This is a genomic window from Massilia endophytica (assembly GCF_021165955.1).
Classification (GTDB): Bacteria; Pseudomonadota; Gammaproteobacteria; order Burkholderiales; family Burkholderiaceae_D; genus Rugamonas; species Rugamonas endophytica.
In genome coordinates this window covers 2,685,420-2,708,749 of record NZ_CP088952.1, presented here as the reverse complement: position 1 = coordinate 2,708,749, position 23,330 = coordinate 2,685,420, and the positions used below count along the sequence as shown (strand labels likewise).

At 63.4% G+C, this 23,330-nt stretch carries 18 protein-coding genes; 12 read left to right on the top strand and 6 right to left on the bottom strand.

Going from position 1 to position 23,330, the window contains the following annotated elements; all coding sequences use genetic code 11:
• Nucleotides 1-7: 7 nt before the first annotated feature.
• Nucleotides 8-904 (bottom strand): alpha/beta hydrolase, encoded by an 897-nt coding sequence (locus LSQ66_RS12100; RefSeq protein ID WP_231765460.1) that lies wholly within the window; start codon nucleotides 902-904, stop codon nucleotides 8-10.
• A gap of 170 nt (nucleotides 905-1,074) precedes the next feature.
• Between LSQ66_RS12100 and LSQ66_RS12095 the strand changes: the two genes are divergently transcribed.
• Nucleotides 1,075-2,658 (top strand): GH39 family glycosyl hydrolase, encoded by a 1,584-nt coding sequence (locus LSQ66_RS12095; protein WP_231765459.1) that lies wholly within the window; start codon nucleotides 1,075-1,077, stop codon nucleotides 2,656-2,658.
• Nucleotide 2,659: 1 nt separating this feature from the next.
• Here LSQ66_RS12095 and LSQ66_RS12090 read toward each other — a convergent pair whose 3' ends face one another.
• The gene (locus LSQ66_RS12090) at nucleotides 2,660-4,642 is read right to left on the bottom strand and encodes a glycoside hydrolase family 2 protein (RefSeq protein WP_231765458.1); all 1,983 of its coding nucleotides are present in this window, start codon (nucleotides 4,640-4,642) and stop codon (nucleotides 2,660-2,662) included.
• A 155-nt stretch (nucleotides 4,643-4,797) separates the two neighbouring features.
• Here LSQ66_RS12090 and LSQ66_RS12085 point away from each other — a divergent pair, with 155 nt between their 5' ends.
• From LSQ66_RS12085 to LSQ66_RS12065, 5 genes are all read left to right on the top strand, one after another.
• Entirely contained in the window at nucleotides 4,798-6,279 is a 1,482-nt protein-coding gene (locus tag LSQ66_RS12085) for a tryptophan halogenase family protein (RefSeq protein ID WP_231765457.1), read from the top strand.
• 151 nt (nucleotides 6,280-6,430) lie between these two features.
• A complete protein-coding gene (locus tag LSQ66_RS12080) occupies nucleotides 6,431-9,436 on the top strand; it encodes a TonB-dependent receptor (protein ID WP_231765456.1) in 3,006 nt (1,001 codons plus the stop codon).
• Between the two features lie 68 nt (nucleotides 9,437-9,504).
• Entirely contained in the window at nucleotides 9,505-11,049 is a 1,545-nt protein-coding gene (locus LSQ66_RS12075) for a tryptophan halogenase family protein (protein ID WP_231765455.1), read from the top strand.
• Nucleotides 11,046-12,683, top strand: coding sequence for a GH35 family beta-galactosidase (locus LSQ66_RS12070; RefSeq protein ID WP_231765454.1), 1,638 nt, complete (start codon nucleotides 11,046-11,048; stop codon nucleotides 12,681-12,683). Before LSQ66_RS12075 ends, LSQ66_RS12070 begins: the two co-directional genes overlap by 4 nt.
• A gap of 47 nt (nucleotides 12,684-12,730) precedes the next feature.
• Nucleotides 12,731-13,699: an MBL fold metallo-hydrolase gene (locus tag LSQ66_RS12065; protein WP_231765453.1), complete on the top strand. Its 969-nt coding sequence runs from the start codon at nucleotides 12,731-12,733 to the stop codon at nucleotides 13,697-13,699.
• An 11-nt stretch (nucleotides 13,700-13,710) separates the two neighbouring features.
• Here the strand turns inward: LSQ66_RS12065 and LSQ66_RS12060 are convergent, their stop codons facing one another.
• Entirely contained in the window at nucleotides 13,711-14,061 is a 351-nt protein-coding gene (locus LSQ66_RS12060; RefSeq protein ID WP_326521476.1) for an ADP-ribosyltransferase, read from the bottom strand.
• A 77-nt stretch (nucleotides 14,062-14,138) separates the two neighbouring features.
• On the opposite strand from LSQ66_RS12060, the gene LSQ66_RS12055 reads away from it, so the two are divergent.
• Complete coding sequence (locus tag LSQ66_RS12055) at nucleotides 14,139-15,050, top strand: DUF4153 domain-containing protein (protein WP_307730263.1); 912 nt, start codon at nucleotides 14,139-14,141, stop codon at nucleotides 15,048-15,050.
• 59 nt (nucleotides 15,051-15,109) lie between these two features.
• Here LSQ66_RS12055 and LSQ66_RS12050 read toward each other — a convergent pair whose 3' ends face one another.
• A complete protein-coding gene (locus tag LSQ66_RS12050; RefSeq protein WP_231770017.1) occupies nucleotides 15,110-16,615 on the bottom strand; it encodes a DUF4214 domain-containing protein in 1,506 nt (501 codons plus the stop codon).
• Here LSQ66_RS12050 and LSQ66_RS12045 point away from each other — a divergent pair.
• Complete coding sequence (locus LSQ66_RS12045) at nucleotides 16,614-16,904, top strand: hypothetical protein (RefSeq protein ID WP_231770016.1); 291 nt, start codon at nucleotides 16,614-16,616, stop codon at nucleotides 16,902-16,904. The two genes, LSQ66_RS12050 and LSQ66_RS12045, sit on opposite strands and share 2 nt — an antisense overlap.
• Nucleotides 16,905-17,060: 156 nt before the next feature.
• Here LSQ66_RS12045 and LSQ66_RS12040 read toward each other — a convergent pair whose 3' ends face one another.
• A complete protein-coding gene (locus LSQ66_RS12040) occupies nucleotides 17,061-17,480 on the bottom strand; it encodes a VOC family protein (RefSeq protein WP_231770015.1) in 420 nt (139 codons plus the stop codon).
• Between the two features lie 212 nt (nucleotides 17,481-17,692).
• Between LSQ66_RS12040 and LSQ66_RS12035 the strand changes: the two genes are divergently transcribed.
• Nucleotides 17,693-18,247 carry an SRPBCC family protein gene (locus LSQ66_RS12035; RefSeq protein WP_231770014.1) on the top strand — a complete coding sequence of 185 codons (555 nt, stop codon included), beginning with the start codon at nucleotides 17,693-17,695 and terminating at the stop codon, nucleotides 18,245-18,247.
• Nucleotides 18,248-18,269: 22 nt separating this feature from the next.
• Here the strand turns inward: LSQ66_RS12035 and LSQ66_RS12030 are convergent, their stop codons facing one another.
• Nucleotides 18,270-19,940 (bottom strand): sodium:solute symporter family transporter, encoded by a 1,671-nt coding sequence (locus tag LSQ66_RS12030; protein ID WP_231770013.1) that lies wholly within the window; start codon nucleotides 19,938-19,940, stop codon nucleotides 18,270-18,272.
• Nucleotides 19,941-20,130: 190 nt separating this feature from the next.
• Between LSQ66_RS12030 and LSQ66_RS12025 the strand changes: the two genes are divergently transcribed.
• From LSQ66_RS12025 to dgoD, 3 genes are all read left to right on the top strand, one after another.
• Entirely contained in the window at nucleotides 20,131-21,075 is a 945-nt protein-coding gene (locus tag LSQ66_RS12025; RefSeq protein ID WP_231770012.1) for a LysR substrate-binding domain-containing protein, read from the top strand.
• A 115-nt stretch (nucleotides 21,076-21,190) separates the two neighbouring features.
• A complete protein-coding gene (locus LSQ66_RS12020) occupies nucleotides 21,191-22,075 on the top strand; it encodes an SMP-30/gluconolactonase/LRE family protein (protein WP_231770011.1) in 885 nt (294 codons plus the stop codon).
• 105 nt (nucleotides 22,076-22,180) lie between these two features.
• Nucleotides 22,181-23,329: a galactonate dehydratase gene (gene dgoD / locus LSQ66_RS12015; RefSeq protein WP_231770010.1), complete on the top strand. Its 1,149-nt coding sequence runs from the start codon at nucleotides 22,181-22,183 to the stop codon at nucleotides 23,327-23,329.
• The last annotated feature ends 1 nt before the right edge of the window (nucleotide 23,330 follow it).

Below are 23,330 nucleotides of genomic sequence, written 5' to 3'. Positions count from 1 at the left end.
GTGGTGTTTATGGAATCAGTTTTCGGCCGCGCAGCCAGTCCTCGGCGCGCCGCGGCCAGTTCGTGGCGGTGCCGTGGCCCGTGCTCATGCCCATGCCATGGCCGCCGTGTTCGAAGATCATCATCTCGGCCGGAACCCTGGCGCGCGTGAGGGCCTGGAAATACATGATGCTGTTGTCCACCGGGACCAGGCCGTCGTCCTGTGAGTGGAACAGCAGGGTGGGCGGAGTGGCGGGGCTGACCTGCTTTTCCACCGACATGAGCTGTACCAGCGCGGGGCTCGGAGAAGCGCCCAGCAGGGCATGGCGCGAACCCTCATGGACAGCGGGCGCCTCCATCGTGATCACGGGGTACATGAGGATGGCGAAATCCGGCCGCGCGCTCACCGCGTCGAGCTGGCCGCCGGTCCGTCCGGCTGGATGGTTGAAGAGGGTGGAAGCGCTGGCGGCGAGGTGGCCGCCAGCAGAGGAGCCCATGATGCCGATGCGGTCCGGCGCCACGCCGTATCGCGCCGCCTGGGAGCGCACCAGGCGGATGGCGCGCAGCACGTCCTGCAGCGGAGCGGGGTGGCCGTAGTCGGACACGCGGTACTTGAGCACGAAGGCGGTAACGCCAAGGCTGGACAGCCACTGCGCGTACTGCTGGCCCTCGCGGGTATTCGAAAGGAACTCGTAGCTGCCGCCGGGGCAGATGATGACAGCGGTGCCGGAAGGCCGGTCGATGGCGGCGGGATAGACGGTCAGGGTGGGCTGGCTGATGTTGCTGAGGCGCTCTCCGTCGGCGTGTTCGGGGCCGGGGTTCGGTTTTGCGTTTGGCACGCCCTCGGGCCATAGCGGCACGACGCTCTGTTGTGCAATGGCGCCGTTCGCGGCCATCAGCAGCAGGGCCAGAATCCAGGATCGCATGGTGTTCTTATTCTCCGGTATGTCAAACCAGGCCATCTTTGCAGACTGGAAGAAGCGCTGCAATTATGAAAATCACCGACCTGCTGAACGATTTAGCGCAAGCCGTTCCCAGGCAAAATTGCCGGTGATAGCATCCACCGCTCCACCAGTAGAATCAGGAGTCTGAAGGGATGAAACAGCTGCACCGCATCTGTCTCGCAGCGCTGGGCGCAGCCTGCATTTCGAACACGGCGGCCCTTGCCGCCGCACCCGCCACGGGCGCGCCGCGCCAGGTGGTGCTGGACGCGGCGAAGGCGGAGAAACCGCTTGACCGCTTTTACGACCTGTCGGTGGGGGCCGACTATCCGGGTACACTGCGCCGCGCCGACAGCATGGCCCAGCTGAAAACGCTGGTCGAGGAAACCGGTTTCCGCTACATCCGCTTCCATGCCATCTTCCACGACGTGCTGGGCACCGTGCGTGTGGAAAACGGCAAGACGGTGTACGACTGGACGGGCATCGACAAACTGTACGACGACCTCCTGGCCCGCAAGATCAGGCCATTCGTGGAACTGGGCTTCACCCCGCAGGCGCTGGCCACCTCCGGCGCCAAAATCTTCTACTGGGAAGGCAATACCTCGCACCCAAGACTCGATGGATGGCGCGATCTTGTCGGCGCCTTCGTCCGCCACCTGCAGGAACGCTACGGCAAGGAAGAAGTGAGAACCTGGTTCTTCGAGGTGTGGAACGAGCCCAATCTGGATGGCTTCTGGGAGCACGCGGACCAGAAGGCCTATTTCGAGCTGTACGACGCGACAGCCAACACGATCAAGGCCATCGATCCCGCGCTGCGCGTGGGCGGCCCGTCGACTGCCGGGGCAGCCTGGGTGCCGGAATTCCTCGACCACGTGTCGAAAAGCGGCGCGGCCGTGGACTTCGTGACCACGCACACCTATGGCGTGGACAGCGGATTCCTGGACGAGAAGGGCGTGGAGGATACCAAGCTGTCGCCATCGCCCGATGCGGTGATCGGCGACGTGCGCCGTGTGCGCGAACAGATATCCGCTTCGAAGTATCCACATCTGCCGCTGTACTTCACCGAATGGAGCACCAGCTATAACCCGCGCGACAAGGTGCACGACTCCTACATCAACGCCGCCTACATCCTCAGCAAGCTGCAGGGAACGAAAGGCCTGGTGCAGGGAATGAGCTACTGGACCTATTCCGACCTGTTCGAGGAACCGGGTCCGCAGCTCAAGCCCTTCGATGGCGGCTTCGGCATGATGAACCCGCAGGGAATCCGCAAGAGCGCCTATTTCGCCTACAAGTACCTGCACGCACTGGACGGCAAGGAGATTCCGGTGAACGATGGACAGGCCATGGCGGCCGGCGACGGCAAGGCCATCCGCGCGGTGCTGTGGGACTTCCATCAGCCGCAGCAGCCGGTCAGCAACCGCTCCTTCTACACCCGCGTGTTCCCCGCTGTGCAATCGGCGCCGCTGGCACTGAAGGTGCGCAACGCGAAGCCGGGAAAGTACCGCCTTCAGCTGCGCCGTACAGGCTTCCGCGCCAATGACGCCCACACGGCCTATATCGAGATGGGCATGCCCGACAGCCTGGCGCCAGATCAGCTCAAGCAGCTCACCGAGCTCACAGCGGACAAGCCGGAGATCGACCGCGTAGTCAGCATCGGAAAATCTGGCGCCTTTTCGCTGTCCGTGCCCATGCGCAGCAACGACGTGGTGCTGCTGACCCTTGAGCCGGTGAAGCGCTAGCCTATTGCGGCCTTCGGTACTGCCATTCGGCGGTATCGCTGGCCGCACCGGCCGATACTTCCAGCTTGTTCGCGCCCTCGGCAAGCCGCAGCTCCCAGGTGGCGATGCGGCCAAGCACAGGCTTTTCTCCAAGGTCGATACCGTTCAGGCGCAGGCGGCAGCTGGCCTGGTTGCTGTACACCTTGACCACCACATCGGCCGCCTCGCGCAGCACATGGCGGCTGGAAGCAATGTGCACCATGGGCCGGGATGCCCAGTTGGCCTGATACCAGAAATACGCATCCTTCTTCGCGCTGCGGTCGAAACTGACCAGCCCCTTGTCGTTGAAGCCCGGCGTATCGCCCTCGTTGCGGCCGGCGGATGGGAAGTCGAAGCCAACCCAGATGAAACTGGCCCAGAGCCAGGGGCGGGCAGCCAGCTGCGGCCAGGCGGCTTCGTGGTACAGGGCCTGGTACTGCTCCGGGTGCCAGCGGCCGCCCGGCAAGGGACGATGCGGCGGATCTTCCTGCTGCCGTGCGCTGCCGCCAGCGCCGTACTCGCTGACGGCCAGCGGCGTGGCAGGACGCCGCGTGTGATTCCCATCCAGGAATGGGCCAAGGTCGGCGAATTCTCCGTCATACCATCCGTAATACACATTCGAGCCCACGGAGTCGGTATGCGAGGCCTGCGGCCCGTCTATGGGGCTGCAGCAGTTGGCGTAGGCGGTGGGCCGGTCCGGATCTTCCGCGTGCGCCTCCTGCTGCAGCGCCGCCAGCACCTTCGCGCTGGCGGCGTCGCTGCGGTAGATCTCGTTACCCAGGCCCCACACCGCCACCGAAGGGTGATTGCTGTTTTGGCGCACCAGCTCGCGCAGCTGCTGGACGCTGTTGGCAAGGAAGGCTTCGGAGCCGCTCACCGCCGCCGTCAGCGGCAGTTCTGTCCAGACCAGCCAGCCAAGCCTGTCGGCGAGTTCGTAGCTCCGTTGCGGATGCTGGTAGTGCGCGTAACGCAGGCCCGTCACGCCAAGGTCTTCGAGGATGCGGTAGTCGGCATCGATGTCGGCATCGGAAACGGCAATGTCCTTGCCGGGCAGGGATGTCTGGTGCACGTTCACGCCATGCACGCGGTAGCTGGCGCCGTTCAGCTGCAGGCCTCGGCCAGCATCGAGGCGGATGTCGCGGATGCCCGTCCGGAAGACCAGCCGGTCGAGCGGCTGTGCATTGCCGTCCACCGCCAGTTCGGCTTCGCTGGTGTACAGGTAGGGATCCTGTACGCCGTGCCACAGGCGGGGCGCTGTCAGCGCTGCCTCCAGCTTTGCCGCGGAGGTGCTGCGCGGCGCCAAGGTCACAGCCTTGCGCGCCATGGCGACGACGCGGCGCTCCGCATCGCGCAGGCGAACCGTGACCACAGCGCGCACGCTGCGGCCGCGTTCATTCCGCAGCCGTGCCATCCACGCCAGCGCGGCGCGTTCGCGTGACACTGCGGAGGCCCTGAAATAGACGCCGGGGCCGCCGTAGTCGAGCATGTCGAAGTGCAAATCGCTCGTGCTCACAACGCGCACCGGGCGATACAGGCCGCCGGACATGGTGTAGTCGCCTCCCAGCGGCGCGACATCGAGGCCGGAACTGTTGTCCACCTTGACCACGATCTCGTTGCGGCCCTCCTGAAGCAGGTGCGTGACGTCGAAACGGAAGCGCGCAAAACCGCCGGAGTGGCTGCCTGCGGAACGGCCGTTGACCCACGCTTCCGTGACGAGCATGGCGCCATCGAATTCGAGGTAATGGCGGCGGCCCGCCTGGCTGGGCGGCATATCCAGGGTGCGGCCATACCAGGCCGGGCCCCGGTAACCCTGGAGGCTGTGGGGCAGGGCGGTGGCCTGCCAGCCGCGGATGCCGGGCCGGTGGAAAGCCCAGTCCCCATCCAGCGGAATCGATTGCCGTAGTTGCGCGGCAGCGGCGGCGGGCGCCAGCAGCGCGATGTACATCCATATCCGTATCGGTTTCATCGTGGCTCATTGTCCACACGCCGGACGCGTACATCAACCGCGTTGCAAGATTTCGTTGAGCGACTTGGTATTTTTCACAATTGCGCCGGGCTGTTGCCGCTTGCAGAATCCTGATTCATAAGGAGCCGTTCGCATCGGCCGAATCGGGAGACAGGATGAACAGCGCATACAAACGCATCGTGGTCGTGGGTGGAGGCGCCGCAGGCTGGATGGCCGCAACGGCGCTGGCCAAGGCGCTTCCCGCGAGCACGGTGGAACTGGTCGAGTCCGAGGAAATCGGCATCATTGGCGTGGGCGAGGCCACTTTCCCTTCCATCCGCGCCTTTCACAAGATTCTCGGCATCGACGAAGCCGAGTTCCTGCGCGCCACCAATGGCACCTACAAGCTCGGTATCGAGTTCCGCGACTGGAGCGCGCTCGGCGAACGCTATTTTCACACCTTCGGCGATCTTGGCGGCTTGCACGGCGCCCACGCCTTGTGGGGGCAATACCGCCGGGCTGGCGACCCTTCGCTGGGCGCGCTGGGCGAGCAATGCCTGCCAAGTGTGATGGCGAGCCATGGACGCTTCTACGCCCCGCAGCCCGATCAGGACCAGCACTTCGGCTACGCCTACCACTTCGATGCCGTGCTGTACGCCGCCTTCCTGCGAAAGCTGGCGCTGCAGCGTGGCGTGCGGCGTACGGAGGGACGCATTGTGGACGTGGTGCGCCGCGCCGACGGCGGCGTGCAGGAGCTCAAGCTGGCGGATGGCCGCGTGATGCACGGGGACCTGTTCATCGATTGTTCCGGCTTCGCTTCCCTATTGCTGGGCCGCACGCTGGAGGAGCCTTTCGTCGATTTCAGCCACTGGCTGCCGGTAGACAGGGCCTGGGCCTGCCCTTGCGAGCGCAGCGGATCCGCGCTCGCGCCGGTAACGCGCGCCACGGCGCTGGAGGCAGGCTGGGCGTGGCGCATCCCCCTCAGCAACCGCACCGGCCATGGACACGTCTTCGCCAGCCGCTATATGGATGAGGAACGGGCGCGCGAACAGCTGTTGCTCCAGCTGGACGGCGCGCCGCTGGCCGAACCCCGCCTGCTGCGCTTCACTACAGGCCACCGGGAGCGCAGCTGGGTGCACAACGTCGTCGCCCTGGGATTGTCTTCCGGCTTCCTGGAGCCGCTCGAATCGACCAGCATCTTCCTGGTCCAGAGTGGCCTGGTGCGCCTGATAGAGCTGCTGCTTGCGGGCGCACAGCCGCCGGAAACCGGCGTGGCTGGTTTCAACGCGGGCATGGCGCGCCAGTTTGCGCGGGTGCGCGATTTCATCATCCTGCACTACTGCCTCACGCAACGCCGGGACAGCGGGATGTGGCGCGCCATGGCGGCGATGGAGCTGCCCGAAACGCTGGCGTTCAAGATCCACGCCTGGCGCCAGGCGGGCGTGCTGCACCAGTACAGCGAGGAAGGTTTCGACGCCACCAGCTGGCTGGCGATCCACGCGGGCATGGGCCACTGGCCAGAACGCGCCGACCCCGCGCTGCACGACATCGCGCCTGACGCGGCGTTGCAGGCGATGCGCCAGCGCCGCGACAGTATCGCAGCCGCCGTTGCAGCCATGCCCGCACACGAGGCATACCTGGGAAGAGTCCTCGCATAGTGCACTTGAATTTCGTTTGTCGTGTTGGTGATTTTGATAATTGCGGGCGAAATTGCCCGAAGGCAGAATGGATTCATCGTCAGGTGATCCAAAAAACTAAATGCGGAGATAGGGAGTGAGAGTGAAACAGATCAGGAAAACAGCAATCGCCATGGCCGCGGCACAATTCGCCATGATGGCGAGCGGCGCCGCGCTGGCGCAAAGCGCCACGGACGACAGCTCGGCGACCGTGGTGGTGACGGGCCAGCGCGCCGCGCTGCAGTCTGCCCAGAACATCAAGAAGAACAACGACGAGATCGTCGATTCGATCGTGGCCGACGACATCGGCAAGCTCCCCGACCGATCGGTCACCGAGGTGCTGCAACGCATCCCGGGTGTCACCATCGACCGCACGATGAACCGCGGCGACCCTTCGCAGGGTGTGGGCGACGGCATCAACCACTTCGCTTCGGAGGGCACGGGCGTGTCGATCCGCGGCCTGACCTTCGTGCGTTCGGAGCTCAATGGACGCGATTCCTTCTCCGCCAACGGCGGCCGCGCCCTCAGCTTTGAGGACGTGCCGCCGGAGCTGATGGCAGGCCTGGACGTCTACAAGAACCCGTCCGCTGAGCAGATCGAAGGCGCGATCAGCGGGCTGGTCAACCTGCGCACGGCGCTGCCCTTCGACTACAAGGGCTTCAAGGCCGCCATCTCGGCCGAGGCGGCGTATTCGGAACTGCGCAAGAAAACCTCCCCAGCCTACTCCGGCATCATCTCGAACCGCTGGGATACCTCTTTCGGCCAGATCGGCGCCTTGCTCGACCTGTCGCGCTCCGTGGTCAACACGCGCGGCGACGGCGTTTCCATCAGCCCCTACTATCCGATCACCAATGTCATCGCAGGCGAGACCGACGGCGTGATGCGCTGGGTCACGCCGGGGGCATCGTGGTCGCGGAACGACTTCAAGCGCACCCGCGAGGGCATGTACGGCGCGCTGCAATGGAAGAAAGGCGATTTCGCCTCCGCGCTGACGTTCTTCAAATCGAAGTACGAGATGGATACGACGGAGTTCTCGTTCTTCCAGACGACCGATGTCGCGAGCATGAAGCTCGACCCGGGCGCCACCTTCGATTCGAAGGGCGTGATGACGGGCGGCGTCGTGCGCCAACCCGCAAGACAGTCCGACGGCCTGTCCGGCATTGGCTTCGGCACCGACGCGCGCGCGGCGGGCCGTTACGCCGAAACGCGCGAGCTGGCATGGAACGGCAGCTGGCGCGCGTCCCCGAGCTGGCTGTTCAAGGCCGACCTGCAGCGTGTGCGGGCGACCACCACCGGCCAGGACATGACGGTCGGTATCGCCGGTTACGTGACGAAGCAGACGGTGAACCTGGGCACGTCGCCAGCCACCTTCAGCTTCGACGCGCCGGACCGCGCCGCCATGACGGACCGCAGCAAGATGTGGTGGGACTTCCTGCAGCAGCATCAGGATCACACCCTCGCGACGCAGAACGCTGCGCGCATCGACGCCAAATACACCTTCGACCATCCAGTACTCCAGGACCTGCGTTTCGGCCTGCGCGCGACGGAGCGCGATTCGCTCTCGCAGTCGACGGTGACTCCATGGCAGAACGTCAGCCAGACCTGGTCGGTCGGCGATTCGTGGCAGCCGCTGGCCTCGCACGCCTTCCTGGGCGACCCGCGCTTTGGAACGATCCCCACCGTCGTGCAATCCTTCGGCGGTTTCTGGGACAACAAGGTGGCGACGCCACCGTCGATCATCGTACCGGCACTCTCGTCGGTGCAGGGCGATCCGCTGGGCACCATGCAGATCCTGCGCGGCTACAACAAGGCGCTGTGCAAGGATAAGAATCCCGCATCGGACTGCACCACCAATCCGCCTGTCTATGGCGAGAAAGAAGGGGAAAACGAGCAGCACGAGCGCACCCAGGCGGCCTTCGCCCAGCTGCGCTTCTCCTTCGACAATCAGCTGCGCTATCCGGTGGACGGCAATGTGGGCCTGCGCTTCGTGCGCACCACCATGGCGGCTGGCGGCTACCTGCTGTTCAGCCCTCCGGACGTCACGGCTGGTGTTCCCATCATTCCGAAGTACGCGGCACGCCAGACCTTCGAGAACTCGTACACTAACCTGCTCCCGAGCCTGAACCTGCGCATGAAGCCGAGCGATGAGCTGCAATTCCGCTTTGCCGTATCGCGCGGGATGACGCGGCCGGACTTCTACAAGCTGCAGGCGTTCACCACGCTGGAGCAGAAGGTGAAGACGCACGTCGACCAGACGACTAATCAAACCATTGTCGACAGCGTCGAATACACCGGTACGGCCAAGGGGAATACCTTCCTCAAGCCTGTCATGTCGAACAATATCGACCTGACGGCCGAATGGTACTTCGGCAGAACGAGCTCGCTCACGCTGGCGGTGTTCAACAAGCGGCTCAGCGACATCGTCATCGGCAAGACGACCTACTACACGCTCAAGGACGCCGCAGGCGCGCCCCACGACTTCTTCATCACGGCGCCCGTCAACGGCGCGAAGGGCAGGGCCAGCGGTATCGAGCTGGGCTATCAGCAGTATTTCGACAAGCTGCCAGGCATGCTGTCCGGCCTCGGCCTGTCGGGCAACTACACCTTTATCGACAGCGTGGCGCACCTGGGTGCTCCAGGCGGCAGCAACTACTGCACGCCGAAAGGCACGCTGACCGCGAACCTGAACCGCGACCTGGCAGGCTGCGACAGCGATGGCCGCCTGTTTGGCAACCTGCCACTGGAAGGTATGTCGAAGAACGCGTTCAACCTGGCGGTGCTGTATGACAAGGGACCATGGTCGGGCCGTATTGCCTACAGCTGGCGCTCGAAGTACCTGCAGGCGACGAGCGCCTACGGCTCGACGGGCTGGCAGGGCGTGGACAAGAACCCGGACAGCCCGAACTACAACCAGCCCAACTCGGTCGACTTTGCGCTGCCGACATGGGGCGATTCGTACGGACAGGTCGATATGGGCGTGCAGTACAAGTTCAACGACCATCTGGCGGCAAACTTCGAGGTCAGCAACCTGACCAACGCGATCTACCGGCAGTTGACACAGCAGCATATTGGCATGAAGGAGCGTTCGGCCTCGCACATCGGTCGCCGCTTCGTCATGCAGATGCGCTACTCGTTCTAAACCCGCACACGCGGAAAGACCTCCTGAGGCCCGTTGCGGCCACAGGAGGTTTATGCATCAGAGGCATCATGAAAGACAAGACCATCCGAAAAATCGTCATCGTCGGCGGCGGCACCGCAGGCTGGATGACCGCCGCGCCGCTGGCGCAGAACCTCGGCGGAAACTGCGAGATCGTGCTGGTCGAGTCGCCGGATATCGGCACCGTCGGCGTCGGCGAAGCGACGCTGCCCACCCTGCGCTACTACAACCATGCGCTCGGCCTGGACAGCGCCGACTTCGTAAGGAAAACGAAGGCCACCTTCAAGCTCGGCATCGAGTTCAAGGACTGGGGCCATCTCGGCAACCGTTTCTTCCACGGTTTCGGCGATTTCGGCCCCAATATCACAGGCCGTGCGCCTTACCTGTACTGGCTGCGCATGGCGCGTGAATTCAAGGACATGCCGTCGTACGAGAACTGGTCGATGGCGACCATGCTGGCGCGCAGCAACCGCTTCATCCCGCCGTATGGCGATCCGCAGTCCGTGACCAACGCGTTTTCCTACGCCTTCCATTTCGACGCTGGCCTCTACGCCGCCTATCTGCGCGACTACGCCATGCAGCGCGGCGTGACGCGCATTGAAGGCATGATCACCGGCGTGGAGCAGCATCCCGAAACCGGCTTCATTACAGCCGTCGCATTGCGCGACGGCAGGCGAGTGGAGGGCGACCTGTTCGTCGACTGCTCGGGCTTTCGCGGCCTGCTCATCGAAGGAGTGTACAAGGCGGGCTACGACGACTGGAGCGCCATGTTGCCATGTAATAGCGCGCAAGCTGTGCCCTGCGCCAAGGCCGGCCCGCTCACGCCCTATACGACTTCGACGGCCAGAAGCGCTGGCTGGACCTGGCGCATTCCGCTCCAGCACCGCACCGGCAACGGCCATGTGTATTGCGACGGCTTCACCACGGACGAAGAGGCTTCGCGCGTGCTGCTCGAAGGGCTTGACGGCAGCGCGCTCGATCAGCCGCGCCAGCTGCGTTTTACCACCGGACGGCGCCGCAGGTCCTGGGTCAAGAACTGCGTTGCAATCGGCCTGTCCAGCGGCTTTCTCGAACCGCTGGAATCGACCAGCATCAACATCATAGAAAATGCGGTCGGCTGGCTGATCCAGTTTTTCCCCGACCGCGATTTCCGTCCCGAGCTGGCGGACGAATTCAACCGCCTGGTTTCATCGCGCTACGAGTACGTGCGCGACTTCATCATCCTGCACTACAAGGTCACCAAGCGGAGCGACTCCGAATTCTGGCGCTACTGCGCCGGCATGTCGATTCCCGATACGCTGCACCACCAGATAGAACTGTTCCGCGAAACGGGCCACGTCGCGCTGCACGACAAGGAAGGATTTTCTGTCAACTCCCACGTGTCGATCCTGATGGGACTGGGGATTGTGCCCAAACGCTACGATCCCTTCGTCGACATGATGGACCTGCGCCAGTTGCAGGTGCACTTCCACAAGATGCGTGAAACCATCCAGCGCGCCGCCGCCGCCATGCCCGATCATGGCGACTATATCCAGCATCACGTGATCGCCCCTGCGGCGGCAGATCTTCACACCAACCCAAGGATGTCCGCATGAAAGCATTGACCCGGCAGCTGCTCGCTTCTGCCGCGCTGTTCGCCCTGGCCACAGCCACCGGCGCCGCCCCGATTCCCAAGCTGGTAGAGAAGGATGGCCGCCATGCGCTGATGGTCGACGGCGCGCCGTTCCTGGTGCTGGGCGCCCAGGCGCACAACTCCAGCAACTACCCGCTGGCGCTGAAACAGGTGTGGGACGCCGTCCGCGACGCGCATGCCAACACGCTCGAGATACCGGTCGCCTGGGAGCAGATCGAGCCAGCCGAAGGCAAGTTCGACTTCAGCTATGTCGATACCCTGGTGGCGCAGGCACGCGAGCAGAAGATACGCCTGGTGCTGCTCTGGTTCGGCACCTGGAAGAACACCGGCCCCCAGTACACGCCGGAATGGGTGAAGTTCGACAACCGGCGCTTCCCGCGCATGCTGGACAAGGACGGCAAGACCATCTATTGCCTGTCCCCGTTCGGCGAGCAGACCCTGAAGGCCGACACCAGGGCCTTCACGGCCCTGATGGCGCATGTGAAGAAGATCGATGAGGCGCAGCGTACCGTCATCATGGTGCAGGTGGAGAACGAAGTAGGGACCTATGGCACGGTGCGCGACTTCGGGCCGAAGGCAGAAGCGGCGTTCCGCCAGCCCGTGCCCGCGGCGGTGCTGGCGCACAAGAAGGCGCCGGTACCGGGCGCCGCTAGCGGCAGCTGGAGCGAGGTGTACGGGCCTTATGCCGACGAATACTTCCATGCCTATGCAGTCGCCAGCTACATCGAAACGGTAGCGACGGCCGGGCGCGCGGTCTATGACCTGCCCATGTTCGTCAACAACGCCTTGCGCGATCCGCTTGAGCCCATGGCGCCGTGGAAGGGCAATTTCGCCAGCGGCGGGCCAACCTTCGACGTGATCGACATCTACAAGGCTGCTGCGCCGCACATCGACATCGCGGCTCCCGACATTTACATGCCGGAGTCGAAGAAGGTAGACGCAACGCTGGAGCGCTTCCAGCGCCGGGACAATCCCCTGTTGGTGCCTGAAATGGGCAACGCAGCCACGTATGCCCGCTATATCTACCAGATACTTGGCCGCGGGGCGCTCGGCGTGGCGCCCTTCGGCATCGACTACGCGGACTACAGCAACTACCCCCTGGGATCGAAGCTGAAGGACAAGAACATGGTCGAGCCCTTCGGCAAGGTGTATGCGGCATTCCGGCCTATGGCGCGGCAGTGGGCGCTGTGGGCGTTCGAAGGGCGTACGCAAGGCATCGCCGAGAGCGACGAGCGCACGCCGCAGACCGTACTGTTCTCCAACTGGAAAGTGACGGCGAGTTTCCGCGAATGGCAGTTCGGGAACGCGGCGGGGCAGGACTTTCCACCGGATACCGCTCAGCCGAACGGCGGCGCCGGGCTGGCACAGACCGGCGACAATGAATTCATCGTGATCGGACAGCAGATCCGCCTCGGTTTCGAAGCAGCGGGCGCCAATGCGGGCAAGCCATTCATGTTCGCGCGCGTCGAAGAGGGACATTTCGACGCGGCCGGAAAATGGGTCATGGAGCGCAACTGGAATGGCGACCAGACCGATTGGGGCATCAACCTGCCTGCGCGTCCAACGGTGCTGAAGATTCGCCTTGGCACATACTGAGCAGGTGTCGGCGTTATAATCGGGCCCACGACACGAACGAGGAGCCCATGCGCATTCTGTTGCCGCTTTGCCTGATCCTGGCGCACAGCCTGGCCTGCGCCGTCGCGCCAGCCCAGGGTGTGCCTCCTGCCTTGTTCCGCTTCATGCTCGGCGCAACCGAGGTCACGGTGCTGAACGACGGTTCGATGCCGCTCACGCCGGAGGACATGCGCAACGTGACGCCAGCGGCGATGCAGGAGGCGCTGGCCAGGCAGTTCCTTTCCTCGCCGGTTGAAACCTCGCATAACGCCTTCCTGATCAACACGGGCGCGCGGCTGGTGTTGATTGACGCCGGCGGCGGCGACCTTGTGCCCACGCTGGGGCGGCTGGCGGGAAATCTGCGCGCCGCAGGCTATACGCCCGAGCAGGTGGACGCCATCTACATCACGCATATGCACGGCGACCATATCGGCGGCCTCACGGAACAGGAGCGCCGCCTGTATCCCAATGCGACGGTCTTCATCAACAAGCGCGAAGCGGATCACTGGCTGGACCCGACCGAGGAAACGCGCGCTGTGCCTGCACGCCGGGAGCTGTACCGGGTGGCGCGGACCAGGTTGGCGCCTTACCAGGCTGCGAAGCGGATGCAGACCTTCGATGGAGAAACCGAACTGGAACCCGGCCTGCGCGCCATCAGCGGGCGCGGACATACGCCGGGGCACACGGCCTATGTGCTGAGCGCAGGCGGCCAGCAGCTGATTCTGATCGGCGACCAGGTACACATGGGGGCCGTGCAATTCCCGCACCCACAGGCGACGGTCCGCTACGACTATGTGCCGGATGCATCGACGGCAGAACGCCGCCGCAGCCTGGACGCGGCGGCGGACCGTTGCGCGCTGGTGGCGGGGGCGCATCTTCCTTTCCCCGGTGTTGGCCATGTGCGGCGTGAAGGCAGCGGCTACGCCTTCGTTCCACTCAACTTCAGCCCCACAGGAAAGCCGGTAGCCTGTCCCTCAGGTGCGGCAACCTCCAACTAGCAGGGAATCTGCTACAGCAATGTAGTGTCATAGATGCGCAGGCGCTTGTATTTGCCTGCGTAGATCGGGGGGATCCACTGCACCATCTCTCTCCCGTCGTTCACATCGGTGATGCCGTCGATCCGGCATGCGGAATCCCGCGGAAGCAGAAACTCGGCCTCGCTCTGATTGCCGAAGGCCTCGTTGCCTTCCATGTCGATGGCTGGCGCTCCGGCGTGGCAGGCGATCCGCAGCAGCACCGCGCAACCCTGCGAGTCGTGGTCCGTGAAATGCTTCATAACGCTCGTTTCGTCCGTGGCCGCCGACATATAGGCAGGATATCGAAGGACGCCTCCGTCAATGAAACGCTCAACCCTGTCCAGAACGGTGGACCGATAGAGGGTCAGAGGTTGGACGAGGTGCGAGCGCGCGAAGATGCCATCGAGGATGGCGACGCGCGCTGTCCAGGCGGCCGGGAGCGCATATCGCAGGAGTTCTGCTGCTTCCGCTCACGCTGATTGCGATCTATGCGCTGGGGCTGCGGGTCCATGACTACGGCTGGACCTCCGACAGGATCGTGGCTGCCGCACGCATGGCGGTGGCAGCCTGCTATGCGGGAGGATATCTGTGGGCTGCGCGGAGCCAGGAGGCCTGGACGTCCGCTGTTGCGAAGGTAAATGTGGCGACAGCCTTTGTGGTGCTGGCCGTGCTGTTTGCCTTGTTCACGCCGCTGGCCGATCCTGCCAGGCTGTCGGTGAACGATCAAATGGCCCGTCTCGCCGCAGGCAAGGTGCAAGCGGACAAATTCGACTTCCGCTACCTGCGCTTTGAAGGGCATCGCTATGGACAGGAAGCGCTTGAGCAACTGGCGCGTTCGGGCGATAAAGCGGTGAGTGACAAAGCTGGGTCGGAGTTGAAGCTGGGGACCCGTTGGGGAAGCGGCACGCCAGAGCTCATCCGCTTCCCGAACAACGTGACGATGTGGCCTGCCACCGCCCGGCTGCCAGCCAGCTTTGTCGCCCAGAAGTGGGACCAGCTGCCGTTCGGCCAGCAGCCGGGCTGTGTGCGCAATCCGGGACAGAAATGCGATGCGTGGCTGCTCGACGTCGATGGAGATGAAAAGCCTGAGGTCCTCTTGTTCCGCCCCTTCTACCCCACAGGCACGCTCTACGCCCAGGGGAAAGATGGCCGCTGGACCCAGACCGCCGAGGTCGGCCCGGATCGATGCGGGACATCACTGCACGACATGCTGAAGGCGGGGAAATTCTCCGTCGTCACTACACAGGTAAAAGCACTGGAACTGGGCGGCCGCCAGTTCATGTTCAAGCCGAGCTTCAGCGACGATGACTGCATGGTCCCGCACCCTCATTGAGGCGCAGGCGGCCGCGCGATTGATTCGGCAGCCTGCGCGAAGCATCGCCTATCGCCCCATCAATGATTGCCTGGCTGGCAGTTGTCGACACTGCCCACAGTGTAGGAAACGGCCACACCATTCTGTGTGTTGCCAGTGATGAGACCTGGGGTGGAGAGCGGCACGGTTCCTGACTGGGTAAGCTCCGAACCGGTATCGGCCACGATGGCGGCCTTGGTCGGGCAGAGCCCTTCTACCGCCAGCGTGACGTAACGGAGGGCGTTGTTCGACACGGTCGTGTTGGACATTCCGTCAATGGCAATACCGATCTGCATGTTGGTGGCAATGCCTTCATTGGTATTGTTGATGATCTTCGCGCCGTAGCCAAGATGACCATAGATGCCATGCCACGGTTTGCCGCTGCCGGCCACGCCAAAGTCGAAGTGAGCACCCGGGCCGGTCCAGAAACGGTTCCCACTGAAGGTGGCGTTCGTGAAGTTCAGGTTCTTGATCTGTTCCAGCGGATTTCCGTTCGCATCCTTGGCTACTTCGTATGGCTCGAAGCTGTACGCCGCGATGGTGGAGCTCCCGGCGGCGATGACCGTATTGTTGGACACCACGCTGGCCTGCTGCGAGGTCTTCACACCACCGCTCAGGATATAGTCGGCAAAGGTGACCACGCCGACATCGCTCACGTCCACGATGCCGTTCCCCGACACGGTCGCATTGCGGCATTGATTGGTAATGCCATCGGTGTAGCGGGAGGCGATGTTTGTGCGGTGTGTGTCGGTATAGCCTGTGATGAGGTTGTTCTGCACGGTGTGGCCGTTGCAGCTGGTGGAGGTGGCGTCAGAGTAGCCCGAGATCGCGATATTGGTATTGCCGTTTGCGGTATCGAAACGCGAACCGATGACGCTCGCGTTGGCAGTGCCATGCGCGATCTTGAGCGACGCGTCCATGGTCATATATTGGAGCTGCTGGCCATTGATGATGTGATTCCTTTGGCCGGACACCCAGATGCCGTTCACGGATGCTCCGCCTTGCAAGGTAAGGATGGTTGTGCCAGTGTTCGCGGTGCGCACGATGCGCGCCATCTTGGCATACTGGTTCGGCGGCACGTTGCCCACCGTAGTGAGTGTTACCCCTGCCGGGACAATGATTTCCTTTGCAGCGTAGATGACTGAGCCTTGCGGCAGTCGGACAGTCTTGTCGGCAGCGCTGGCCGCATCGTTCAGCATGTGCTGAAGCCCTTTGACACCACCCACATCATCCACTTCGATTGGCGTTTCACCCGGCGTGATGCGCAGCACCGGCAGCATGCCCCACCGATAAACCGTTTCCGCCCCCGGGGCGACCGCCGCGCAGATCTGCGTGTCGCGCAGTGTATAGAACTCCGCCTGGGTGACTAAATTGCTGACCAGTGTAGACATCGGGTGGCCTGCGTTCAGCAGCGAGACCCAGTACTGCACGGAAGAGACAGCGTCCGGCTCGCGGCTGAGAATTCCCCGATAGAGGGTGAGTACCTTCTGCGTGTTGGTGTAGCCGAGCGACTGGTATTCCGCCGAGGAATAAACATTGTTCGCCATGGTGAAGAAGTCCAATGACGTGCAATTTGCGGGCATCGTCGAGAATAGCGTGCTACTTTTCCACGTGGTTGCGTCAGGAACCCTTCCCAAGGCTTCCGTATATAGCCGGGTCAAAAATTCCGATGGCGTCGCATTTGCAGGCGAGCATATTGCGAGAAGCGTGGAGCACACGAAACCGGATGCCAGCGCGGGGAGCGATACTTTCATATTCACCTTTCAATCTGCCAGTTATAAATATCAGCAACGCCATGTTTTTGTGGCGCCGGAAAACATTGTATTTACCGATTGAAATTGTGGCGATTAATTTTAAGTATATGTTTTGACTCGGTATTTTGTATATCGAAATAAAAGCCAGTATGCGGCGTGGTAATTGGGGAGAAATGGAATAAAAGTCGGGCTTGGGATCTGGCGTCCAAATGACGCCAGAAAACATGGTTATGCCGTCTTAGCCCTGCTGCGGGTGGTCGCAGTTCACCATCCACGGCGTGCCGAAACGGTCGGTGAGCATGCCGAAGCGCAGCGCCCAGAAGGTGCTGGCGATGGGCATGGTGACCTTGCCGCCGTCGGCCAGCGCGGCAAACACGCGTTCGGCTTCCTCGGCCGTGGGCACGCTGATCGACAGCGACGTCCCCTGGATGGGCGCAAAGCCCTGTTCGGGCGGACTGTCCGACCCCATCAGGACGATGTTCGCAATATTCATGCTGGTATGCATGACCCGGTTGCGGAAGTCGGCGGGCACCTGGTCCTCCATCGGCGAGTTGGCGTAGCGATGGATGTCGTTGAGCTTGCTACTGAAGACCTTGGCGTAGAAGTTGAAAGCGTCTTCGCAATTGCCGTTGAACATCAGATACGGGTTGATCTGCATGGAATCCTCCGGTAGGGATATCGGTGTGAGAAGGCCGCGCCGGGCGCGGACCAGCTATTGTAATCCCGCCAACGCGGGTCACGCCAGAAGCGGCCTACAAGGCAGTGGCGCGTTAGCCGATACGCCCCGCGCGCTGGCGGGGCTACGATGCCAGTTCCCCTGCGGACGCGCCTGCGCCTGCAGATTCCTCAACACATATGAAGGAGGACAAGATGGCTCGACTATTACCGATGGTGGCGCTGGCCCTGGGGGGCGCCTACCTCGCGAAACAGCTCAAGAAGAACAAGTCGGATTCCTCAACGGTACGCGAATCCATTACCGTGAAGGTGCCCGTGCGTACGGCCTACGACCAGTGGACGCAGTTCGAGGAATTCCCCTCGTTCATGGACAGCGTTCACGAAGTGCGCCAGCTGGACGACAAGCGCCTGCACTGGAAGGCCGATGTCTTCGGCAAGGCCGTGGAATGGGATGCGGAGATCGTGGAGCAGATTCCGGATCGCCGCATCGCCTGGCGCAGCATCACCGGCAAGCCCAATAGCGGCGCCGTGAAGTTCGAATCCCTGCCGGGATCGCGCTGCCGTATCGAGCTCTCCATGGCCTATACGCCGGAAGGCCTGCTGGAAACGGCGGGCGACGCCATGGGAGCGGTGCGCGCGGAGGCGCGCGGCAATCTGCAGCGCTTCAAGGAGATGATCGAATCGCGCGGCAGCGAAACGGGCGCCTGGCGCGGCACCATCAAGAGCGGAGACCGCCCCACCACGCATTGAGGCAGGGCGATACAGGGGCCGTTCAGTACCAGACCCAGTAGACCGCAGCGAGCATGGCCATGATGATCGCCGATCCCGCGATAAAGCCGGGATTCACGCGGAACATCGATGGCTCGACGCGTTCTTCCGGACGCGGCTCGCGGCGCGGCCACACCAGGCTGATGATGACCATGCCGATGATGACGGCGATGAAGACGACCATCATGCGGTCCAGGAAGGGCATCTCGTAAACGCCTGCCGCATTGGGCGCCGCGAAGCCGATGGCGGCGAGGCCGGAGAGGTCCATGAAGCCGGGCAGGAACTTCATCACAACGGAGAGCACGAAGCCGCCGACGGTGGCGAACATCGCCGCCGCAGAGGTGGTGCGCTGCCAGAAGAAGCCCATCACGAACATGGCCAGAATGCCCGGCGAAACGAAGCCCGTGTATTCCTGGATGTACTGGAAGCCGCCCTTCTTGTCGATGCCCATGAAGGGGGCTATCAGGAAGGCGGCCACCATCGAGACCACCACGGTCATGCGGCCGATCCACACCATCTTGCGTTCGCTCGCTTCAGGGTCCATGCGCTTCTTGTAGATATCCAGCGTGAAGATGGTGGCAATGCTGTTCGCCTTGCCTGCCAGGGACGCGACCACGGCCGCCGTCAGCGCGGCGAAGGCCATGCCTTTCAGGCCGGTAGGCAGAAGGCCGAGCAGCACGGGGTAGGCGCGGTCCGTATTCAGTTCGCCGTTCACCAGCATGCCGGAACCCAGGCTGCCGTTCTGGTGCAGCAGGAAGGCCGCGATACCGGGCAGCACCACGATCACCGGCATCAGCAGCTTGAGGAAGGCCGCGAACAGAAGGCCCTTGCGTGCGGTGGGCAGGTCGGCGCCAAGGGCGCGCTGCGTGATGTACTGGTTGCAGCCCCAGTAGCTAAGGTTCGCGATCCACATGCCGCCCAGGAGGACCGAGAGGCCCGGCAGGTCCATGTAGTTCGCGTTGTCGCGTGCCAGCACCATGTCGAAATGGCCGCCCGCCTTCTCGGTCAGCACGGAGAAGCCGTGCACGACGCCGCTGCCTCCATCGAGCGAGGCCACCATGTTCAGCGCCAGCCAGGTGGTCACCAGGCCGCCGATGACCAGTACCAGAACCTGGATCACGTCCGTGTAACCGATTACCTTCATGCCGCCCAATGTGATGACGATGGCGAAGGCAGCCAGGAAGACCATGCATGGCACCAGGCCCAGGCCGGAAACGCTGCTGATCGCAATGGCGCCCAGGTAGAGGATGGAGGTGAGGTTGACCACAATGTACAGCGCGAGCCAGAAGGCAGCCATGATGGTGGCCACCGAGCGGTTGTAGCGCTGTTCCAGGAACTGCGGCATGGTGTAGATGCGTTGCTTGATATACACCGGCATGAAGAACACCGCCACCACGATCAGGGTGGCCGCCGCCATCAACTCATAGGCGGCGATGGCCATGCCGATCTTGAAGCCCGAGCCGCTCATGCCGATGAACTGCTCGGCTGAGATATTCGAGGCGATCAGCGAGGCGCCGATAGCCCACCAGGTGAGGGAGCCTTCAGCCAGGAAGTAGTCATGCGAGGAGGAAGCGGTGGCAGACTTGCGTTTGCGGTAGATCCAGATGCCGTAGGCCGAAACGGCGATGAAATAGATGATGAATACCAGCGTATCCAGCGATGTGATGGGGCTCATAAATTCTCAGGTCTCCTGTTTGCGTGCTGGCTCGCACGCTATGTTTTTCATTATGTTAAGACCGCGTTCTCGGGCGCGGGTATGCCGCTTTGCGTCCCCGGTATATCGTTGAGGCATAGCTGCCCGCGCCATTGACGCTGCATCAACCTTGCCATAAGATCGTTTTCTGCTGAGTTCTGCTGGCCTTCCCATGACCTTATCGTCCCACCGCTTTCTGCGTTCCCGCCTCAAGACCCGCCATCTGATCCTGCTGGTGGAACTGGGCCGCCACGGTTCCATTCTCCATGCCGCCGAAGCCGCGGGGCTCACCCAGCCCGGCGCCTCGAAGCTGCTCAGCGAGCTGGAGGACACGCTCGGCGTAACCCTGTTCGAACGCCTGCCGCGCGGTGTGGCCCCAACATGGTACGGCGAAGTGATGATACGCCGGGCCGGTGCGGCGCTTGCGGAAATGGAGGCGGCGCACCAGGAAGTGGTGCTGGGCGCGGCGGGCGTCGGCGGCCGGGTGAATCTCGGCACGGTCATGACGCCTTCCACTGGCCTCGTTCCGGCGGCGGTGCAGCTGCTCAAATCGCGCCACACCCAGGTGCAGGTGTCGCTCGGCGTGGATACCAGCAAGGTGCTGATCGAGCGCCTGCGCAGCGGCGAGATCGATATCGCCATCGGCCGTATTCTGGACCCGAACCTGGTGCAGGAACTGAATTTCGAACCGCTGGCGGAGGAGGTGCACCGCCTGGTGGTGCGGGCGGGCCACCCCTGGCTCTCGCGCTCCGAACTCACCGTGGAAGAGCTGGCGGAAGCGCCGTGGATATTGCCGCCCGCGGGCATGCTGCGCGACCGCCTCACCGCCATGTTCATTTCGCACGGCGTGCGGGAACCGGTGGACAGTATCGAAACCATGGCGCTGTCCATGATCCCGCTGCTGCTGATGGGCAGCGACCGCGTGGTCGCGCTACCGGAGGAACTGGTGCTGCCATATCTCGAATTCGGCACGCTCGCCATTCTGCCGGTGCCGCTGGATATCCGGCTGGACTGCTACGGCATTGTCACGCGCCGCCAGCACCACCTGGCGCCAGCGGCGGAAGCGATGATGCAGGCGCTGCGCGAATGCGCCCGCCAGGGACAGCGCCACGCATAGCGAATCGATATAGCTCGCGGTGCCTTTGGCATGGCGGATGCGCAGGCCGCTCCGCTAGCATGGGCATAGTGCGCCGCCATGGGGCGGCGCGTTTTCTTTTCAGGATCGGTGCGCAATGAACAAGGAATTTCAGGCCGCCTGCATATGGCAGGCCGGAGCCGAACTGGGCGAAGGCCCGCTGTGGGCGCGGCAGCGCCTCTATTTCGTCGACATCAAGGGCCAGCGCCTGCTCGCCTACGAACCGTCCTCTGACCACAACTTCAGCTGGTCCTTCCCGGACTACGTGTGCTGGATCGTGCCGCGCGCCGACGGCGACGGCTTCATGGCGGGGCTGCGCACCAGCGTGGTGCGATTGTGGCTGGAACCCGAGCTGCGCATGGAACCCATCGCCTCCCAGCCTGAGCTGCCGCCGAACTGCCGCCTGAACGACGCCAAGGCCGATCCCTACGGGAACCTGTGGTTCGGCTCCATGAACAACATCGACAAGAAGCGGCCGGACGGCCACCTGTGGCGCCTGGCGCCGGACGGCAGCCTTACCCTTCAGGATGAAGGCATCTGCATCTGCAACGGGCCGGCCTTCAGCCTCGATGGCCGCACCATGTACCACGCGGACAGCATGACGAACGAGCTCTTTGCCTATCCCGTGGACGCCTCGGGCATCTGCGGCGAGCGCCGCCTGTTCCGCCTTCTCGGCGGCGAAGAAGGCTCGCCGGACGGCATGACGGTCGACAGCGAAGGAGGGCTGTGGCTCGCCCAGTGGGGCGGCGCCCGCGTGTGCCGCTACCTGCCTGACGGCACCCTGGATATGACGATCCGCGTGCCGGTCAGCCAGCCCGCATCCTGCGCCTTCGGCGGCCCGGATCTGCGCACCCTCTACATCACCTCCGCCTACGAAGACCTGCCTTCGGAAGTGCGCGCGCAGGAACCCCTCGCAGGCTCCCTTTTTGCGGTGACTCTCCCTATGGCGGGACGCCCGGCGGATACCTTCGGCCAGCCCTGAGGAAAACGCTTTACAACTCGGTATAGCTCGTACGGTTTTATTCATAAGTCATCTGCCAATGGCAACGGTAAGCTCTTGCTCACTGATTGCCAAAGGCTGATTGACATGAAAATTACGAAACTGACTACCTACCGGGTGCCGCCGCGTTGGATGTTTTTGAAGATCGAGACCGACGAAGGCGTGGTGGGCTGGGGGGAGCCGGTCATCGAAGGCAAGGCGCGGACGGTGGAAGCCGCCGTGCATGAACTGGGCGAACTGCTGATCGGGCAGGATCCCGCCCGCATCAACGACTTGTGGCAGGCCATGTACCGCGGCGGCTTCTATCGCGGCGGTCCTATTCTCATGAGCGCCATCGCCGGTATCGACCAGGCCCTGTGGGACATCAAGGGCAAGGTGCTCGGCCAGCCCGTATGGCAGCTGCTGGGAGGCCTGGTGCGCGACCGCATGCAGGCCTACAGCTGGGTGGGCGGCGACCGTCCCGCCGACGTGGTCGCGGGCATCCGCACACTGATGGACATCGGCTTCACCACCTTCAAGATGAACGGCACCGAGGAGCTGGGCATCATCGATACCAGCACCAAGATCGATGCGGCCGTGGAGCGTATCGCCGAAATCCGCGCCATCTTCGGCAACCGCATCGAGTTCGGCATCGACTTCCATGGCCGCGTGGCCGCGCCGATGGCCAAGACCCTGCTGCGCGAGCTGGAGCCTTACCGCCCCCTGTTCGTCGAAGAGCCGGTGCTGGCCGAACAATCCGAATACTATCGCCGCCTGGCCGAAAGCACGGCCATTCCACTGGCGGCGGGCGAGCGCATGTTCTCCCGTTTCGACTTCAAGCGCGTGTTCGCCGACGGCGGCATCTCCATCGTGCAGCCGGACCTCTCGCATGCAGGCGGCATCACCGAATGCGTGAAGATCGCGTCCATGGCCGAGGCCTACGACGTGGCGCTCGCACCGCATTGCCCGCTCGGCCCCGTGGCGCTGGCGGCCTGCCTGCACGTGGACTTCGTGTCGCACAACGCCGTTCTGCAGGAGCAGAGCATGGGCATCCACTACAACAAGGGCGCCGAGCTGCTGGACTACGTGGTGAACCGCGAAGACTTCCGCATCCGCGACGGCTACTTCGCGCCGCTCATGAAGCCGGGCCTCGGCGTCGAGATCAACGAAGAGGCAGTCATCGAAGCCAGCCGCAGCGTGCAGGACTGGCGCAACCCGCTGTGGCGCCATGCCGACGGCAGCGTGGCCGAATGGTGAG

What these genes read in the sequence shown, in the direction of transcription:
- LSQ66_RS12100 (WP_231765460.1), bottom strand. Translation starts at nt 904, where the DNA reads ATGCGATCCTGGATTCTGGCCCTGCTGCTGATGGCCGCGAACGGCGCC.
- LSQ66_RS12095 (WP_231765459.1), top strand. Translation starts at nt 1,075, where the DNA reads ATGAAACAGCTGCACCGCATCTGTCTCGCAGCGCTGGGCGCAGCCTGC.
- LSQ66_RS12090 (WP_231765458.1), bottom strand. Translation starts at nt 4,642, where the DNA reads ATGAAACCGATACGGATATGGATGTACATCGCGCTGCTGGCGCCCGCC.
- LSQ66_RS12085 (WP_231765457.1), top strand. Translation starts at nt 4,798, where the DNA reads ATGAACAGCGCATACAAACGCATCGTGGTCGTGGGTGGAGGCGCCGCA.
- LSQ66_RS12080 (WP_231765456.1), top strand. Translation starts at nt 6,431, where the DNA reads ATGGCCGCGGCACAATTCGCCATGATGGCGAGCGGCGCCGCGCTGGCG.
- LSQ66_RS12075 (WP_231765455.1), top strand. Translation starts at nt 9,505, where the DNA reads ATGAAAGACAAGACCATCCGAAAAATCGTCATCGTCGGCGGCGGCACC.
- LSQ66_RS12070 (WP_231765454.1), top strand. Translation starts at nt 11,046, where the DNA reads ATGAAAGCATTGACCCGGCAGCTGCTCGCTTCTGCCGCGCTGTTCGCC.
- LSQ66_RS12065 (WP_231765453.1), top strand. Translation starts at nt 12,731, where the DNA reads ATGCGCATTCTGTTGCCGCTTTGCCTGATCCTGGCGCACAGCCTGGCC.
- LSQ66_RS12045 (WP_231770016.1), top strand. Translation starts at nt 16,614, where the DNA reads ATGGTGAAGAAGTCCAATGACGTGCAATTTGCGGGCATCGTCGAGAAT.
- LSQ66_RS12050 (WP_231770017.1), bottom strand. Translation starts at nt 16,615, where the DNA reads ATGGCGAACAATGTTTATTCCTCGGCGGAATACCAGTCGCTCGGCTAC.
- LSQ66_RS12040 (WP_231770015.1), bottom strand. Translation starts at nt 17,480, where the DNA reads ATGCAGATCAACCCGTATCTGATGTTCAACGGCAATTGCGAAGACGCT.
- LSQ66_RS12035 (WP_231770014.1), top strand. Translation starts at nt 17,693, where the DNA reads ATGGCTCGACTATTACCGATGGTGGCGCTGGCCCTGGGGGGCGCCTAC.
- LSQ66_RS12030 (WP_231770013.1), bottom strand. Translation starts at nt 19,940, where the DNA reads ATGAGCCCCATCACATCGCTGGATACGCTGGTATTCATCATCTATTTC.
- LSQ66_RS12025 (WP_231770012.1), top strand. Translation starts at nt 20,131, where the DNA reads ATGACCTTATCGTCCCACCGCTTTCTGCGTTCCCGCCTCAAGACCCGC.
- LSQ66_RS12020 (WP_231770011.1), top strand. Translation starts at nt 21,191, where the DNA reads ATGAACAAGGAATTTCAGGCCGCCTGCATATGGCAGGCCGGAGCCGAA.
- dgoD (WP_231770010.1), top strand. Translation starts at nt 22,181, where the DNA reads ATGAAAATTACGAAACTGACTACCTACCGGGTGCCGCCGCGTTGGATG.